The 14850-nt window shown below is 64.5% G+C and carries 14 protein-coding genes, 1 tRNA gene and 1 pseudogene; 8 read left to right on the plus strand and 8 right to left on the minus strand.

The genetic code is table 11. The features are described 5' to 3' along the window. Positions 1 to 11: 11 nt before the first annotated feature. Positions 12 to 818 carry a glycosyltransferase family 2 protein gene (locus AC5P74_RS02065; protein ID WP_065178794.1) on the minus strand — a complete coding sequence of 269 codons (807 nt, stop codon included), beginning with the start codon at positions 816 to 818 and terminating at the stop codon, positions 12 to 14. On the opposite strand from AC5P74_RS02065, the gene AC5P74_RS02070 reads away from it, so the two are divergent. Then, positions 817 to 1875 (plus strand): CDP-glycerol glycerophosphotransferase family protein, encoded by a 1059-nt coding sequence (locus tag AC5P74_RS02070; protein WP_053497033.1) that lies wholly within the window; start codon positions 817 to 819, stop codon positions 1873 to 1875. The two genes, AC5P74_RS02065 and AC5P74_RS02070, sit on opposite strands and share 2 nt — an antisense overlap. 72 nt (positions 1876 to 1947) lie before the next feature. Here the strand turns inward: AC5P74_RS02070 and AC5P74_RS02075 are convergent, their stop codons facing one another. From AC5P74_RS02075 to AC5P74_RS02090, 4 genes are all read right to left on the minus strand, one after another. Next, positions 1948 to 3474 (minus strand): PH domain-containing protein, encoded by a 1527-nt coding sequence (locus tag AC5P74_RS02075; RefSeq protein ID WP_495204776.1) that lies wholly within the window; start codon positions 3472 to 3474, stop codon positions 1948 to 1950. Further along, the gene (locus AC5P74_RS02080; protein WP_346607369.1) at positions 3471 to 3971 is read right to left on the minus strand and encodes a PH domain-containing protein; all 501 of its coding nucleotides are present in this window, start codon (positions 3969 to 3971) and stop codon (positions 3471 to 3473) included. The genes AC5P74_RS02075 and AC5P74_RS02080 overlap by 4 nt, the downstream gene beginning before the upstream one ends. Before the next feature lie 72 nt (positions 3972 to 4043). Continuing rightward, positions 4044 to 5180 carry a GTP cyclohydrolase II RibA gene (gene ribA, locus AC5P74_RS02085; RefSeq protein WP_053496995.1) on the minus strand — a complete coding sequence of 379 codons (1137 nt, stop codon included), beginning with the start codon at positions 5178 to 5180 and terminating at the stop codon, positions 4044 to 4046. An 87-nt stretch (positions 5181 to 5267) separates the two neighbouring features. Further along, positions 5268 to 6188 (minus strand): lauroyl acyltransferase, encoded by a 921-nt coding sequence (locus AC5P74_RS02090; RefSeq protein ID WP_495204777.1) that lies wholly within the window; start codon positions 6186 to 6188, stop codon positions 5268 to 5270. Positions 6189 to 6249: 61 nt separating this feature from the next. Here AC5P74_RS02090 and dtd point away from each other — a divergent pair, with 61 nt between their 5' ends. The 7 genes and pseudogenes from dtd to AC5P74_RS02125 all read left to right on the plus strand — a co-directional run bounded on the left by dtd (position 6250) and on the right by AC5P74_RS02125 (position 11292). Beyond that, on the plus strand, positions 6250 to 6690 hold the full coding sequence (dtd, locus tag AC5P74_RS02095; protein WP_005419588.1) for a D-aminoacyl-tRNA deacylase: 441 nt from the start codon (positions 6250 to 6252) through the stop codon (positions 6688 to 6690). Positions 6691 to 6780: 90 nt separating this feature from the next. Continuing rightward, on the plus strand, positions 6781 to 8634 hold the full coding sequence (gene rpoD, locus AC5P74_RS02100) for an RNA polymerase sigma factor RpoD (RefSeq protein WP_053496998.1): 1854 nt from the start codon (positions 6781 to 6783) through the stop codon (positions 8632 to 8634). A gap of 265 nt (positions 8635 to 8899) precedes the next feature. Then, positions 8900 to 9211, plus strand: coding sequence for a hypothetical protein (locus AC5P74_RS02105; protein WP_053497000.1), 312 nt, complete (start codon positions 8900 to 8902; stop codon positions 9209 to 9211). Positions 9212 to 9251: 40 nt separating this feature from the next. Continuing rightward, positions 9252 to 9327, plus strand: a tRNA-Ile gene (locus AC5P74_RS02110). A gap of 187 nt (positions 9328 to 9514) precedes the next feature. After that, complete coding sequence (locus AC5P74_RS02115; protein WP_428992558.1) at positions 9515 to 9754, plus strand: terminase large subunit domain-containing protein; 240 nt, start codon at positions 9515 to 9517, stop codon at positions 9752 to 9754. 48 nt (positions 9755 to 9802) lie between these two features. After that, positions 9803 to 10336 carry a phage terminase large subunit family protein gene (locus AC5P74_RS02120; RefSeq protein WP_495204778.1) on the plus strand — a complete coding sequence of 178 codons (534 nt, stop codon included), beginning with the start codon at positions 9803 to 9805 and terminating at the stop codon, positions 10334 to 10336. Next, positions 10336 to 11292 (plus strand): annotated as a pseudogene (locus tag AC5P74_RS02125) (phage portal protein). Before AC5P74_RS02120 ends, AC5P74_RS02125 begins: the two are co-directional and overlap by 1 nt. A gap of 142 nt (positions 11293 to 11434) precedes the next feature. Here AC5P74_RS02125 and AC5P74_RS02130 read toward each other — a convergent pair. From AC5P74_RS02130 to AC5P74_RS02140, 3 genes are all read right to left on the minus strand, one after another. Next, complete coding sequence (locus AC5P74_RS02130) at positions 11435 to 12235, minus strand: XVIPCD domain-containing protein (RefSeq protein WP_495204779.1); 801 nt, start codon at positions 12233 to 12235, stop codon at positions 11435 to 11437. 241 nt (positions 12236 to 12476) lie between these two features. Next, a complete protein-coding gene (locus tag AC5P74_RS02135; protein WP_495204780.1) occupies positions 12477 to 12881 on the minus strand; it encodes a hypothetical protein in 405 nt (134 codons plus the stop codon). A gap of 451 nt (positions 12882 to 13332) precedes the next feature. Further along, positions 13333 to 14226, minus strand: a complete 894-nt coding sequence (locus AC5P74_RS02140) for an SEL1-like repeat protein (protein ID WP_495204781.1) — start codon at positions 14224 to 14226, stop codon at positions 13333 to 13335. Positions 14227 to 14850: the final 624 nt, after the last annotated feature.

Consider the following 14850-nt stretch of genomic DNA (forward strand, 5'->3'; position numbering starts at 1 on the left):
GGGCCCGGCGATCAGGGGTTCGGCGGGTCGGCCACGGCCTGGCCGTTGCCCAGCATCCACAGCATGATGGTCTTCTGGCGCACGTAGTTGGCGCGCACATAGGCGTAGACCAGGCCATGCCAGCCGTCGCGGAAGCCGCCACGGAACACGAAGCCGCGCCAGAACCGCCAGGCCGGTGCCAGCACCAGCTTGCCCAGCGTGGCCCGTTTACCGCGCGCGAACTCGTGCTCGGCCATCATCCGCGCGTACTTCTCGGTCTTGGCCAGCTGCTGCTGCAAGGAGCGGTAGGGATAGTGGACCAGGTCGCCGCGCAGGGTACCCACACTGCCATCGACGCTGGCGGCCTCGTGGATCTCGCGCTTGCCGCGCCAGCCGCCACGGCGGCGGTCGAACAGGCGCATCACCCGGTCCGGGTAGGCATTGCCATGGCGCAGGAACTTGCCGAAGTACTCCGACAGGCGTGCGAAGCGATAGCCGGCATGGCCAGCGAAGCCACCGTCGCGGGCCTGTTCGATGGCCGCACGCAGTTCCGGGCTGATCCGCTCATCGGCGTCCAGGCACAGCACCCAGTCGTGGCGGGCCTGCTCGACGCAGTACGCCTTCTGGCTGCGGAAGCCGTCGAACGGGCGCTGCAGCACGCGGGCGCCTGCGGCCTCGGCGATGGCCACGGTGGCATCGGTGGAGTAGGAGTCCACGACGACGATCTCATCGCAGAAGGCCAGTGAGGCCAGGCAGTCGCCGATGCGGCCGGCCTCGTTGAACGCGATAATGCAGGCCGAGATGCGAGGCCGTTCGATGGGAGCGGTCGTGGAGGACATGATGGCCGGGTACCTGTTGTTTGCGACGGAGCGCTATGCGCTGCCTATTCTCGCCCCGTTGGCGCAGGCCTTGCACGCCTCCGGGCAGGAGGTGGCAGCCTGGTTCGAGGGCGGCGCGGCCGGCAGCCAGCTGCCGGGAGTGCCCAACATCGGCCTCAAGCAGGCGCTGGCAATGCGGCCGCGGGCGGTGTTCAGCGCCGCCAACTGGGTGCCGACCTTCCTTTCGGGAGCCAAGGTGCAGCTGTTCCATGGCTTCAACGTGGAGAAGCGGGACAGTGCGCGCGGCCACTTCCGGGTGCGCGGCATGTTCGACCTGTACTGCACGCAGGGGCCGGCCACCACCGGGCCGTTCCGCGAGATCGCGGCCCTGCAGGGCCACTTCGCGGTGGCCGAGACCGGCTGGCCGAAGCTGGATCCGCTGTTCCGCGACGATGGTGGCGAGAGCGCCGCGCTGCGCGCCGCCGCTGGAGGACGCCCGGTGATCCTGTTCGGTTCGACCTTCACCGAACGCCTGAGCGCAGCCCCGCACCTGCATGCGCAGATTGCTGCCGACATCGCCGAGGGCAAGCGCTACTGGCTGCTGACCCTGCACCCGAAGTGCCCACCGGAATTGTTCGAACGCTACCGCGCGCTGGCCGGTGCCAATGCGCGCTTCATCGAGCCGGAGCAGGTGATGGCCGCACAGCGCGCCGCCGATGTGCTGGTGTCCGATACGTCCTCGATCGTTTCGGAGTTCATCGTCCAGCACAAGCCGGTGGTGACCTTCCGCAACCGGGTGCCCAAGCCGCACATGATCGACTTCGACGACCCGGTGCAGCTGCCGGCGATGCTGCAGCGCGCGCTGCATCCCGACGCCGCGCTGCAGGCGGAGATCGTGCGCTACGCCGATGCCATCCATCCGTACCGCGATGGCCTGTCCAGCGAGCGCGTGATTGCGGCTACCGAGGATTTCCTGTCCGGCGAGATGGGCGTGCTGCGGCGCAAGCCGTTCGGCAGCTGGGTGCGCGACCTGCAGATCCGCAAGGACCTGGGGTATTGGGGGCCGTCGCAGCGGTAAGCCGAGCGTGGGCTCGGCTCTACAGTAGATCCACGCCATGCGTGGATGCGCGGCCGGGATCCGGCCCCGCCGTCACCAGCGCAGCTTGCGCCGCGCCAGCTGCTCCATCACCTGTTGCGCCTGCGCCTGCGGCAGGTAGTGCAGGATCAACGCCACATCACCATGCGCGCCGGCGGTATCCAGCTGCAGGCTGCTGGTGCCCAACAGCTTGTCCAGTGGCGAGCGCAGCAGGCGCAGGCCCTGCACCTTGTCCAGCTCGGCCCAGCGCCACCAGCGCTTCCACCAACCGCCGCGCACGGCGACGTAGTGGTCATCCAGATACCAGCCCATGCGCGCCATCTGCCGATGTGCCACCAGCAGCGCCAGCGGCAACCAGGCCAGCACGATCAGGCCCCATGATCCCCAGCGCCAGTACGCGGCTGCGGCCAGCACGGGGACCAGCAGCAGCGCACCCAGGCACAGCCGCCACCAGCCACGCTGCGGAATGGACTGCCACTGCGCCGGTGGCCACTGCAGTTGTGGCAGCAGGTGCTGCACCAACTGCTCGCAGCGCATTGCCGGGGCCAGCGGTGCCAGCTCGCGCAGGGCGCGGTCCTGGTCCCGCGAAGGGCCGCCGGCGGCGCTGTCGATGCGCAGCTGGCGCAGGCCGAACCAGCGATGCAGGGTGGTTTCGTGCAGCGTCCAGGCCTGGATGCGGCGACGCGCGACACTGCTGCGGGTTCGGCTGACCAGGCCAGCCGAGACGGTCAGCCGGCGATCCTGCTCGCTGAGAGTGAAGCCGTGATAGCGCAGCAGGGTCAGCACCACCGACAACGCCCGCAGCGCCAGCCAGCCCAGCAGCAGGGCTGCGGCCAGCAGCAGGAAGGCGCCGGCCACGCCGGGATGCAGGTGGCTTGCGTAGCCGAAGGCCTCCCTGCCACCACGCTGGATGGCCGCGTCCATCACCGGCCGCGGCACGGTCTGGAACAGCACGCCGAAGGCGGCGATCGCCAGTGCCCATCCGCGGTTGGAGAGCAGGCCCATGCGCACCACGTCCCAGCTCGACAGGCGCAGCAGCACCTGTTCGGTGTCGGTCCCGGTGATCGAGGGCGTGGCGACGACGTCGGCGGGCTGCGGTGCCTGCCCACGCTGGCGCACCAGCCGTTCCAGCGCCAGCGCCTGGTCCAGCCTCAGTACTCGCATCTCGGCTTCCGGCCGCACGCCGCCGGCCGATTCCAGGCGCAGCTCGGCCACACCGAACAGCCGGTGCAGCGGGTTCTGCCGCACTTCCACGTTGTGGATGCGGGCGAACGGGATCTCGCGGCGGTTGCGCGCCAGCAGCCCGCTGCGCACGGTGATGGCATCGCTGCCGATGCGGTAGCGGTAGCTGAGGTACTGCAGCACCGAGACCAGCACCAGTGCCGCGATCGCCGACAGTGGAATCAACTGCGCCCACATCGGGTCGCGCTCGCCACGCTGGCCGAACACCAGCAGCGCGACCAGCGGCAGGAAGTAGTGGCGCAGCTGCATCAGCAGTACGAACAGCCACGACCACGGGTGCAGGCGATGGTCCTCGCCACCGGCAGGCAGCGATGCGGGCAGGGGCGGCGGCAGGCTCACAGGGCGTCGGCGTCCTGGTCCAGCTGGTGCGAGAGGGTGTCGCGCAGGCGCTCGGCGTCGGCTTCATCCAGGCCGTTGACGGTGACCGCGCTCATGCGGGTACCGGCAGTGTGCACGATCAGCGTGGCCAGGCCGGCGCGGCGCTCCAACGGGCCCCGGCGCAGGTCCAGGTGTTGTACGCGCGATATGGGAATGCGGGTTTCCAGCTGCCACATCAGGTCGCGGCGCAGGCCCAGGCCCTGGTCATCCAGGCGCCAGCGGGTGCGGGTCAGTCGCCGGCGGCCGAGCCAGGCGCCGAAGAGGATGCCGATCAGCAGCCCCAGGGTGGCAGTCCACAGGCCGCCGGGCAGATCGAAGAACCAGGCAGCTGCGGCCAGTGGCAGACCTGGCACGAACAGTCCGCCGAAGGCGCCTTCCAGTGCGGCCAGGCGGGCGGCACGTTGCGGCAGCGACTGCCAGGCATCGGTGGGCGGGGCGATGGGGGCGACGTCGGTCACGCGGGCTCCGTCAGGTGGCAGGGCGAGCGGCGGCGGTGGCCGCACCGCGCAGACGGTAGCAGGTCGGCTGCGTTACTGGGCAGCCTGGATCAGCGCATCGACATCCAGCAGGTGGCCAGCACGATCGGCCTTGGTGCGCAGGTAGTGTTCGTTTTCCGCGGTGATCTCGCCGGTGACCGGAATGCAGTCCAGCACCTCGATGCCGGCATTGCGCAGGCGCTGTGCCTTGGTCGGGTTGTTGCTGAGCAGAGCCACGCGCGAAATGCCCAGGCCATGCAGCATCGCCACCGCACTGCCGTAGCGGCGTTCGTCGGCACCGAAGCCCAGCTGTGCATCGGCGTCGATGGTATCCAGGCCGTCGTGCTGGTAGCCATAGGCGCGCATCTTGGCGGCGATACCGGTGCCGCGGCCTTCCTGGTCCAGGTACAGCAGCACGCCGCCGCCCAGTTCCTTCAGCTTGCGCAGCCCGCGCCGCAGCTGGTCGCCGCAGTCGCACTTGAGCGAGCCGAACAGGTCGCCGGTCAGGCACGAGGAGTGCACGCGTACCGGTACCACCGACGACAGGTCCGGTTCGCCGACGATGATCGCGACCTGGTCGCGCTGGGCCACGCCGCCGCGGAACACCGCGAAGGTGGTCATGCCGACGTCGCGCAGCGGTACCGGCGAACGCGCCACCAGTTCGTAGTCGTGGGCCGCATGTGCCGCGCCTTCGGCCAGGTCGCACAGGGCCACCTCGGCGGCACCGTCGAAAGTGTGGTCATCCACGTCCAGGCGCACCGCGACCATCGCCGGCAGCAGCAGGCCCAGGCGGGCCAGCTCCACCGCGCCGGCATCGAAGGCGTCGCCGGCCGCCCAGCCGTCGGGCATGGGGCCGGGCTCGCGCAGGTAACCCAGCGAGGGCAGGGTATCGAAGGCAATGCCAGCCAGCGGCAGGCGCGCGCCTTCCGGTGCTTCCACGCCGAGCACGCGGGCGCGGGTCGCGGTCAGGAACAGGTAGTGGCGCTCGCGCGCGGCACCGGCGAACGTGGCAAAGCTGCTGGCAGTGGCGCTGTCCAGTGCAATCACCGCCAGGCGCTGGCCCTGGCCATCGTGGAGCAGTACCGGGCGACCGGCACGCAGTTCGGCCACCGCGCGTTCGCAGCGGATCGCGGCGGGATCGCCGAACAGGGAAGAGGCAGCAGGCATGGCAGGACCGGGGGAGGCGGACATCGCAGTCTCTATGGGGGCGCCGGCGTCGTATTCAACGTGGTGCGGCCGCCGGTCGCAGGGGCCGGACGGGCCCGCGTGGTGCGACCGTCAGTGCGGATGCTCTTCGGTCGCGTACGGGTCTTCCTCGCCGCTGCCCGGTGGCCGCAGCGTATAGCGCTTGTAGGTCCATTGGTACTGCGTCGGGTCGCGGCGGGCGATGCGCTCGATGCCGGCGTTGAGCGCGGTGGCCGCCACCTGTGGGTCCGGGTCGGCCACGGCCGGGTCGGTCGGCTCGATGTGCAGGGCGAATTCCATGTCCGGCCCAACGCGCTCGCACCAGCCATACAGCACGGTGGCGCCGGTGCGCTCGGCCAGCCGGTTGACCAGGGTCATGGTCAGTGCCTGCACGCCGAAGAACGGCACGAACACGCCGTCGCCGGCCTTGGGTTGCTGGTCGGGCAGGATGCCGGTGGCACCGCCGTCCTTGAGCACCTTGAACAGCTGGCGCACGGCGGGGCCCTCGGCGCGTACCTGCTGCACGTTCTGGCCGCCCCGCACCAGCTGCAGGAAGGCGTCGCTGGCCTCGTCCTCCGGTGGCTTGTAGACGATGGCGATGTGCCCGCGCGAGGCCAGCCACTGGTTCAGCAGCTCCCAGTTGCCGAAGTGGGGTGCGGCCACGATCACGCCCTTGCCGCTGGCCAGGGCCGCGTCGTACAGGGATTCGCCGTGGCGCTGCTTCAGGTGCAGGCGCAGGTTGTCGGCCGGCCTCTGGCTCCACAGCCGCAGCGTCTCGATGGCCTGCAGGGCGGTGGAGCGCAGCAGCTCGCGGTGCAGGCGGTCGCGCGCCGGACCGTCCAGTTCCGGGTAGGCCAGTTCCAGGTTGCGCCGGGTGACGCGGCTCTCGCGAGCGTTGAGACGGACCCACGTCCACGCCAGGGCATGCGCGAACGCCCGCAACACTGGCCAGGGCAGGCGGGCGAACAGGGTGGTGGTGCGGTAGACCAGCCGGGCTTTGCGTTGCGGATTCATCGGCGCCAGTTTAGCCAAGGGCGCTGCTATCGTGGCCGGCCCTGTTCATTGGAAGCCCACGATGCTCGTCCTGATCCAGCGCGTCAGCCAGGCCGCCGTCCATGTCGACCAGGAAGTGGTGGGGCAGATCGGCCCCGGCCTGCTGGCCCTGGTCGGCATGGAACCGGGCGATACCGAGGCCCAGCTGCGACGGATGGCCGAGCGCCTGCTGGGCTACCGGGTGTTCGCCGACGAGGCCGGGAAGATGAACCGGTCGCTGCGCGACACCGGCGGCGGCCTGCTGCTGGTCAGCCAGTTCACCCTGGCCGCCGATACCCGTTCGGGCATGCGCCCCAGCTTCACGACGGCCGCACCGCCGGACGAGGCTGAACGCGGGTTCAATCGATTTGTCGAGATCTGTCGTGAAAATCACGCGCCGGGGGTGGAAACTGGCCGATTTGGCGCCCATATGGTCGTCAGCCTGGTCAATGACGGTCCCGTGACCTTCCTTCTCAGGCCCTGAGCCTGCGGGACCACCGCCCGGCAGGCGGGGCCCCGGGCTGGTATAATGCTACGTTCCCTATTTCTCCCTAGCCGGTGGCGCGAGCACTACATGGCCAACGAACGTCCTGCCCAATCCGAAATCAAGCAACTGATCAGCAAGGGCCTGGAACAGGGCTACCTGACCTACGCCGAAGTCAATGACCATCTGCCGGACGACATGGTCGACCCGGAACAGATCGAAGACATCATCGGCATGATCAACGGCATGGGCATCGATGTCCATGAAGTTGCGCCGGATGTGGAAACCCTGCTTCTCAACGATGGCAACACCGGCAACCGCGAAGTCGATGACACCGCGGCTGAAGAAGCTGCCGCCGCGCTGAGCGCGCTCGACACCGAAGGTGGCCGTACCACCGACCCGGTGCGCATGTACATGCGCGAAATGGGCACCGTCGAGCTGCTGACCCGCGAAGGCGAAATCGCCATCGCCAAGCGGATCGAGGAAGGCCTTTCGCAGGTCCAGGCCGCCCTGGGCCAGTTCCCGGTCTCGGTCGAGTCGCTGCTGAACGACTACGAAGCCCACAAGGAAGGCAAGAAGCGCCTGGCCGAAGTGATCGTCGGCTTCAACGACCTGGTCGACGAAGAGCCGGCACCGCCGGCGGTCGCTGCCGATGACAGCGCCGATGCGGACGCCGAGGGCGACGAGGACGAGGACGACGATGTCGACGGTGGCGATGAAGAAGCCGCACCGACCGGTCCGGATCCGGAGGAAGTCGCCGCGCGCATGCAGGCACTGAGCGATGCCTTCAACGCTTTCAAGAAGGCCGCGACCAAGGGCGACAAGAAGAACCTGCCGCGCCTGCGCGAAGAGATGTCGGCGGTGTTCGTCACCCTGAAGCTGCCGCTGCCGCTGACCGACGTGCTGACCAAGCAGCTGCGCGACACCATGGCCGACATCAAGTCGCATGAGCGCCGTGTACTGAACCTGGCCACCGTCACCGCGCGCATGCCGCGCAAGGACTTCATCCGTTCCTGGGAAGGCAACCAGACCAACCTGGAGTGGGTGGAAGACGCGCTGAAGCGCAAGCAGAAGTGGTCGTCGGCCCTGCGCGAAGTGAAGGACCAGATCATCGCCGAACAGCAGGCGACGATCGACATCGAGAAGCTGACCCAGCTGGACCTGGAAGAGCTGAAGGAAATCAGCCGTGCCATGGCCTACGGCGAAGCCAAGGCGCGCAAGGCCAAGAAGGAAATGGTCGAGGCCAACCTGCGCCTGGTGATCTCGATTGCCAAGAAGTACACCAACCGTGGCCTGCAGTTCCTCGACCTGATCCAGGAAGGCAACATCGGCCTGATGAAGGCCGTGGACAAGTTCGAGTACCGCCGCGGCTACAAGTTCTCGACCTACGCCACCTGGTGGATCCGCCAGGCGATCACCCGCTCGATTGCCGACCAGGCACGCACCATCCGTATTCCGGTGCACATGATCGAGACGATCAACAAGTTGAACCGCATTTCCCGCCAGATGCTCCAGCAGTACGGCCGCGAGGCTACGCCGGAGGAGCTGGCCAAGGAAATGGACATGCCGGAAGACAAGATCCGCAAGGTGATGAAGATCGCCAAGGAGCCGATCTCGATGGAAACCCCGATCGGCGACGACGAGGATTCCCATCTGGGCGACTTCATCGAGGACACCAACGTGGAGTCCCCGATCGAGAACACCACCAACATCAACTTGTCTGAAACCGTGCGCGACGTGCTGGCCGGCCTCACCCCGAGGGAAGCCAAGGTGCTGCGCATGCGCTTCGGCATCGACATGAATACCGACCACACGCTGGAAGAGGTCGGCAAGCAGTTCGACGTGACCCGCGAGCGCATCCGCCAGATCGAAGCGAAGGCCCTGCGCAAGCTGCGTCACCCGAGCCGTTCGGAGCAGCTGCGCAGCTTCCTGGATATCGATTGATAGCCAGCGGCTGTTGAAGCGTTGAGAAAAACCCCGCCTGGTGCGGGGTTTTTCTTTGGTCGTTCCCGGCCATGCCGCTCGGATCCTGACGATGTCGCGTCTGCCATTTGATTACTTCCTGCAGTGGCCGCACGCTGACCGTGCAGATGCTCAACACATCGCGTAGGCAGGCCGGTCTCCATCGGCGCTGATGCAAGCGCGCAGCAGGTCACGTACATCACATGCGGCCTGCGGCACTGATTTGCCATGCATCCGGAGTAACGCCATGAATGATGTGGAGCACGATCTGTCTGATTCCCGGCAGACTGATTTTTCGTCGCTGCTTGATTGGGATGAGGTGATGCAGGATGAGCGTGAGGATCGGCTGGGGTTTGCCCGCCGCACGACGTATGCGTTGCTGACGCTGTCTGGTGCGGAACTGGTCGAGGGCTTTGACGGCGGCAACCAGAAGGCGCTGGAAGAGGCCAGGCGGACGGTGGCGCTGTTCCAGGCATATCTGCGGCGGCAGATGTGGTTCGCGGAAGTGGCGGAGAAACGGTTGGGTCGTGTTGCTGAGGCTCTTGCTGCTGCCGGGTAGCCGATCGAGCGTGGCCTCCACTACACTGTGGCGCTGCGCAGGGCCTATAGCTCAACGGTTAGAGCAGGGGACTCATAATCCCTTGGTTCCAGGTTCGAATCCTGGTGGGCCCACCATAAAAAAACAGGCACTTAGGCTTACGCCCAAGTGCCTTTTTTGTGCCAGCGGGAAAATTCGGGGGAAAACTCAACGCTTGCGAGGTGGTTTCACGACTGGCAAGTCGTGATCGTAGCGGCCCGTAGTGGCGGGCGATTGTGCCCGGCCGCATCCTGCTTGTCGCCACGGTTGCCCTCGTTGTTGGACGTGAGCCACGCGCGCCTGATGGGTGGCCGGCGTTGCGAGGACGCGATCTGGCGCCAGATCGTGACCGTTCTCGATGCGGCCGGCCGTGGCTGTGACCTGTTCGATATCGAGGAACTACGCCGCGACTACAGCGCCGAGGAATTTGCCAACCTGCTGATGTGCGAGTTCGTGGACGACAGCGCCAGCGTGTTCCCGCTCACCATGCTGCAGCCCTGCCGGGTCGATAGCTGGGTCGAGTGAGCGGACGACTACAAGCCGTTTGCCGTCCGGCCCTACGGCGACCGCGCCGTGTGGATCGGCTACGACCCGGCTGAGACCGGCGACAGCGCGGGCATCGTGGTGGTGGCCCCGCCGCTGGTGCCTGGGGGCAAGTTCCGCGTGCTGGAACGCCACCAGTTCAAGGGCATGGAGTTCAAAGACCAGGCGGCGTTCATCGGGCAGATCACCAAGCGCTATTGGGTGACCTACATCGGCGTGGATGCGACCGGTATGGGCACCGGCGTTGCTCAGCTGGTGCGCCAGTTCTTCCCCGGCGTGACTGTCTTCAACTATTCGCCCGAGGTGAAAACGCGGCTGGTGCTGAAAGCCTATGACGTAATCAATGACGAACGGCTGGAATACGACGCCGGCTGGATCGACCTCGCGCAGTCACTGCTGGCGATCCAGAAAACCATCACCCCGAGCGGGCGCCAGGTGACCTACACCGCAGGGCGCTCGCGTACCACTGGCCATGCCGACTTGGCCTGGGCACTCATGCACGCGCTGCAGAGCGTGCCGCTGGAAGGCGGACAGGCTGCGCGCGGCACCATGGAGATTTTCTGATGACCGACACCGACCAGAGCACCATCGCCGCGCCGCCGGTGAGTATCGAAGCCTTCACCTTGGCGAGGCCAGCCCTGTGCTGGAATCACGCGGCTTCCTCGACTACCTCGAATGCTGGCGCAATGGCCGCTACTTCGAGCCACCGGTGGATCTGCAAGGGCTGTCGCGCACAACGCGCTCCAACCCGTACCTGCACAGCGGCCTGACATTACAAACGCAACATGCTGGTGCGCACGTTCCGACCGCACCGGCTGCTGAGCCGTGAGGCGTTCTCGCAGCTGGCGCTGGACTACACCACCTTCGGCATGGGGTATGTCGAGTGTCGCCGCCCCATGCCAGGAACCGCGCACAGTCTGGCGGTGCCGCTGGCGCAGTACGTGCGCCGTGGCGTGCAGCCCGGTGAGTTCTTCCCGGTGCGTGCCGGACGGGTAGAGCATGAGTTTCCCGCCGGTGAGGTGTGCCAGCTGCGAGAGGCAGATGCTGATCAGGAGATCTACGGCCTGCCGGAGTGGATGCCAGCCGTACAGGCCGCGCTGCTGAACGAGTCGGCCACGCTGTTCCGCCGGAAGTATTACAACAACGGTTCGCACGCCGGCTACATCCTCTACATGACCGACCCCCAACCCGAGGGCTTGGACGTGGACGCGTTGCGCGACGCGCTGCGGCAGTCGCGCGGGCCGGGCAATTTCAAGAACCTGTTCGTGCACTCGCCCAATGGGAAGAAGGACGGCTTGCAGGTGATCCCGGTCAGTGAGGTGGCGGTCCGAGATGAGTTCAGCGGGATCAAGAGTGTGACCCGCGATGACATGTTGGCGGTGCTCCGGGTGCCACCGCAGCTTCTGGGTATCGTGCCGCAGAACAGTGGCGGGTTTGGGTCGATCCGCGACGCGGCGGGCGTGTGGGCGGCGATGGAACTGGCGCCGCTGCAGACGCGCATGGCCGCGATCAACGAGTGACTGGGGCAGGAGGTGATCCGCTTCGAACCCTTCGAACTGGAGGCGACCGCATGATGATTCGAGAGCGCCCGAGCTGCAGCGTGGGCGCTCACTTGTGGGCCAAGGCGGTGGAATGAATGGCGCCGATAGCACAGTGACGGTTTTATCTCGAGAACGATGGCCCGTCTTGCGTATGTGCCTGCTGTGCCGGTTGTTGTTCAAGGCTCGCTGCTTGTGATTGGCTCAACGCATCAGCGCGATGGAGCGATTCCGCCTCCGGTGCGCGAAGCGCATCCATCGTATTCATATGGCCTCGACGATGGGCGGGATCGTCCATTGCTCCCTCGACTATGAAGACCCTCTCACCTCTAGCTAGGTTCTCTGTCGGGTTGTTCAAGACAACATGGTCAACCCGTGAAAGGCCCTGCTCCTTCGCCAGTACCAGCAAGCTTGCAGACATGCGCTGACTCGCCTCGTCCCAAGGTTTCCCATGCTCTGCGTCCAGGCGTTCCACACCTACCCTAATCTGCATGTAGAGAGAGCGGTCAGCATCGCCGAGTTCAGGGGCTGAGGAGGATGCTCGCTGCCGTGAGGGCGAGTCGTCGGTGTCCGAACCGACTCTTTCCGCAACCGCAATGCGCTCGGCGTCAAATTCTGGATCTGGCCTACGCCGCCGTTGCGTGGGTGCTATTTCCCGGTCGTAGTAGTCGCCATAGTAGAGTTCGTATGTCGCATGAGGACCAACAGACGGCGCCTCTGTCTTGAACACCTCAGCGATCTGCCCAAGTGCTTGGTTACGGTTGATCCGTCCGGCCCGGAGTTCCGCCGCAATGGTTCCGTATTGTTGTGGACGATTACCTGTGCCGGAAACGCCAATATCTGGACCGCCAGCTGCAACGATCTCACGCTGGACCTGGACATTGCTGAGAGTCGCGGCGGCTTCTCCTCGCAGCTCGCTGTTCACATAGGCTTGCTTGGAAGTTCGATTTTCGGGTTCGGTGAAGAGATGGTGCCCAACTTCGTGAGCAAGAGAACTTGCGATCCTTGAGCCTTGCCCAATCGCATTCTCGTCAATAACGATCTTGACGCCGGGTATAAGATAAGTGCCTTCACCGGCTGCCCCATTGGGGGCCTCCCTCCTGCGGCTGTGGCAGTCCAGATTCTTCAGTACACTCCATGCTCCGGCACCTTCGCAATAACAGGGATCAGCGCTGACTGATCGATATGTAGGTCAGCGTCACGTTATCGGAATCGAGTCCGAGCACGACCTTTGCATCGTTCACCTGCGCAGACCAGTAAGGGCGAGAGCCAGGCGCGTCAGGCCGAGGTGGATGTTTGGTCGAGTTTTCCCAGATGATTCCCTCGAGCGCAATGCTTGGTGGTGCGATCTCAAAGATCAGGTTCGCGAGCGCAGGATCGTCAGCAGCACTTCTCAGCCTGATGTTCCGGACCTCAAGGTCGCCCAACATTCCGTGTTCTGCGATCCGTTCGTCCATCACGTCCTGGCGTGTCGGCTCTCCCAGATGCGTGTGGAGCTGTTCATTTAACGCGTCGACATCATCAAAACGTACACTGGACAGGCGCTCGATGTCGTTCTTGAATCGCTCCATACCAATTTCACTCCCTGATCTGAGGGACTGTCTTTGATTAGATTTATGCGATGGGGTTGGTGAGGCACCGCTCGAACACGCTGACAGTATCAACGCTGAAACGGCTATTGAGAGGCAGCGATACGCTGCAAGCCGGAGGTGACTCCGATCTCCGCGCCTTGATGAAGTAGCGCATTTGTCGAGCCATGCATCCATGAAGGTACCTCTCGCGCCAGGAACACTGTCCCGAATCTAGCACAACGTCTTGTGATGCACGGGTCGGAACCCCCGCCTGACAGCGATTTTGGGAGATTTCGCGCAGTGTTGGATTATTCGTTTAGTTGGAAGGGGCGAGCTGTGGGTGGGCAAGAGGAAGCAATTGCGACAATCAAGGAGGTTGCAATCAACCATTTCTTCGAAATCATTGCTTTCATCGTGCGCCATGTTGGGTGAGTAGGAAACTTCTGTTGGGTTACAAGCGGCAGGCTCTGTATATGGCCTCAGACATCTCGTTGGATCGCTCTATCTGGTTGGGCTGCAACAGTTTGGAGAGTCTCGCAATGGATGCCGCTGATTGGCTGTTGGGGTGCGCGCGCTGATATGCGAGCCAGTATGCAAGGCTCTTTTCAGGGGATTTGTCGGCAATGATCCCGCGGTCATGGATGTCAGCAAGGGCTTCAATCGAGTCGACGCTTCCTTGCGATACCGACTCATTTAGATAATCAATCGCATCCCTTCGATAATTGGTTATCCGTTCCGGATCCTTGAGCGCTTCCGTCAAGTTTCCAATGATGGCTTTCGGGTCTTTGGCGAAAATCAGTCTCGCTTCGACCGACCCTTGGGCGGCAGCAAGAGAGAGCCAATTCTCATCTCCGAGTTCCGTTCGCCCTATCAGCCCTTGGCAATGGTCAATCTCCTGGTCGATTTTCCTTGAGTACTGCTCCCCCAGGCCCACTGATGCGTAGGCCTTGTACTCATCGGCATCACCTGAGTTAAGCGCCCGCTTGCAACTGGCAATGCGGTTATGGATCTCATAGCTCGACTGGGCATCGCCCGCCCTTGCAGCCGCGATGCGCCTGTCAATGTATTCCGAGGCGTCGCCTTCGTAGTGAGGTGTTTCGATCTTGAGCAGAAATGCCTTGCCACCCAAAGCCACTGTTGATTCGATGGATTGGTGTGGCGAACGCAAGGATTGATGAATGCTTGATTCAGATGCGATATCCGTTGACGAAGTGCTTTTTTCACTGAGAGGAACCTCATCTCCTTTGCTTCCTGTGACATCGGATGGTCTGCAGGCCAACCAGGAAATGGTTGCGACTACGCCGATGACGAACATTCCATATATGAGAATTCTACTGATCTTCACCTGATTCCTTTTCCCTTGTCGTCGCGGAGCTCTGCGATGGACTGAGCCTCGGGCCGTGGTGATAGCTGATTTCGGCGCTGATCCCCTGCCTCTCGATTCCCGGGATTTCATATTGCGGGGTGATATTCACTGTCAACCAGAAATTCGTTGCAGCTGGCTACGCTTGGCTCTTGCGTGTTCTCAGTCACGCATCGGTGGACGTAAAGCGACAAATACCCTTCCTCGGAAGGCGAGCGCATGAGTGGCAAAATGGCCATTCCGTGCCGCGGTAGCAATTGGCTTGTTCTCTCGCTAGCCCGACGGCGGCCGCCGCAGTTGCGATCTCATCGCGAAGGTTGCGCCCTCCCTCCTGGTGCGGCCGCGACGCGATCGCGTTGACTGTTGGCCTTGGTGTATCTGCAGCGGAACCTGAGCCCACCGCCGGCGAGCTTCCGCACATCCGGGCAGCCCACACCATGCGACGCTGGATCCGAGGCCCGTTGGCCGATCGGCAAGGTGGCCAGTCCGTTCTCTCCGAGCATTCCCTTCATTGCGCCCATTGGCGACCGCTCGGCGACCTTTTGTCAGCGGAAGGAGGTGCACAAAGATGAGCGAAGATGGTCGCGGGGCCTGGGAATCAGCCGC

It is taken from the genome of Stenotrophomonas sp. YJH_SMC_94-11, from assembly GCF_059370435.1.

What these genes read in the sequence shown, in the direction of transcription:
- AC5P74_RS02070 (WP_053497033.1), top strand. Translation starts at nt 817, where the DNA reads ATGATGGCCGGGTACCTGTTGTTTGCGACGGAGCGCTATGCGCTGCCT.
- AC5P74_RS02065 (WP_065178794.1), bottom strand. Translation starts at nt 818, where the DNA reads ATGTCCTCCACGACCGCTCCCATCGAACGGCCTCGCATCTCGGCCTGC.
- ribA (WP_053496995.1), bottom strand. Translation starts at nt 5,180, where the DNA reads ATGTCCGCCTCCCCCGGTCCTGCCATGCCTGCTGCCTCTTCCCTGTTC.
- AC5P74_RS02090 (WP_495204777.1), bottom strand. Translation starts at nt 6,188, where the DNA reads ATGAATCCGCAACGCAAAGCCCGGCTGGTCTACCGCACCACCACCCTG.
- dtd (WP_005419588.1), top strand. Translation starts at nt 6,250, where the DNA reads ATGCTCGTCCTGATCCAGCGCGTCAGCCAGGCCGCCGTCCATGTCGAC.
- rpoD (WP_053496998.1), top strand. Translation starts at nt 6,781, where the DNA reads ATGGCCAACGAACGTCCTGCCCAATCCGAAATCAAGCAACTGATCAGC.
- AC5P74_RS02105 (WP_053497000.1), top strand. Translation starts at nt 8,900, where the DNA reads ATGAATGATGTGGAGCACGATCTGTCTGATTCCCGGCAGACTGATTTT.
- AC5P74_RS02135 (WP_495204780.1), bottom strand. Translation starts at nt 12,881, where the DNA reads ATGGAGCGATTCAAGAACGACATCGAGCGCCTGTCCAGTGTACGTTTT.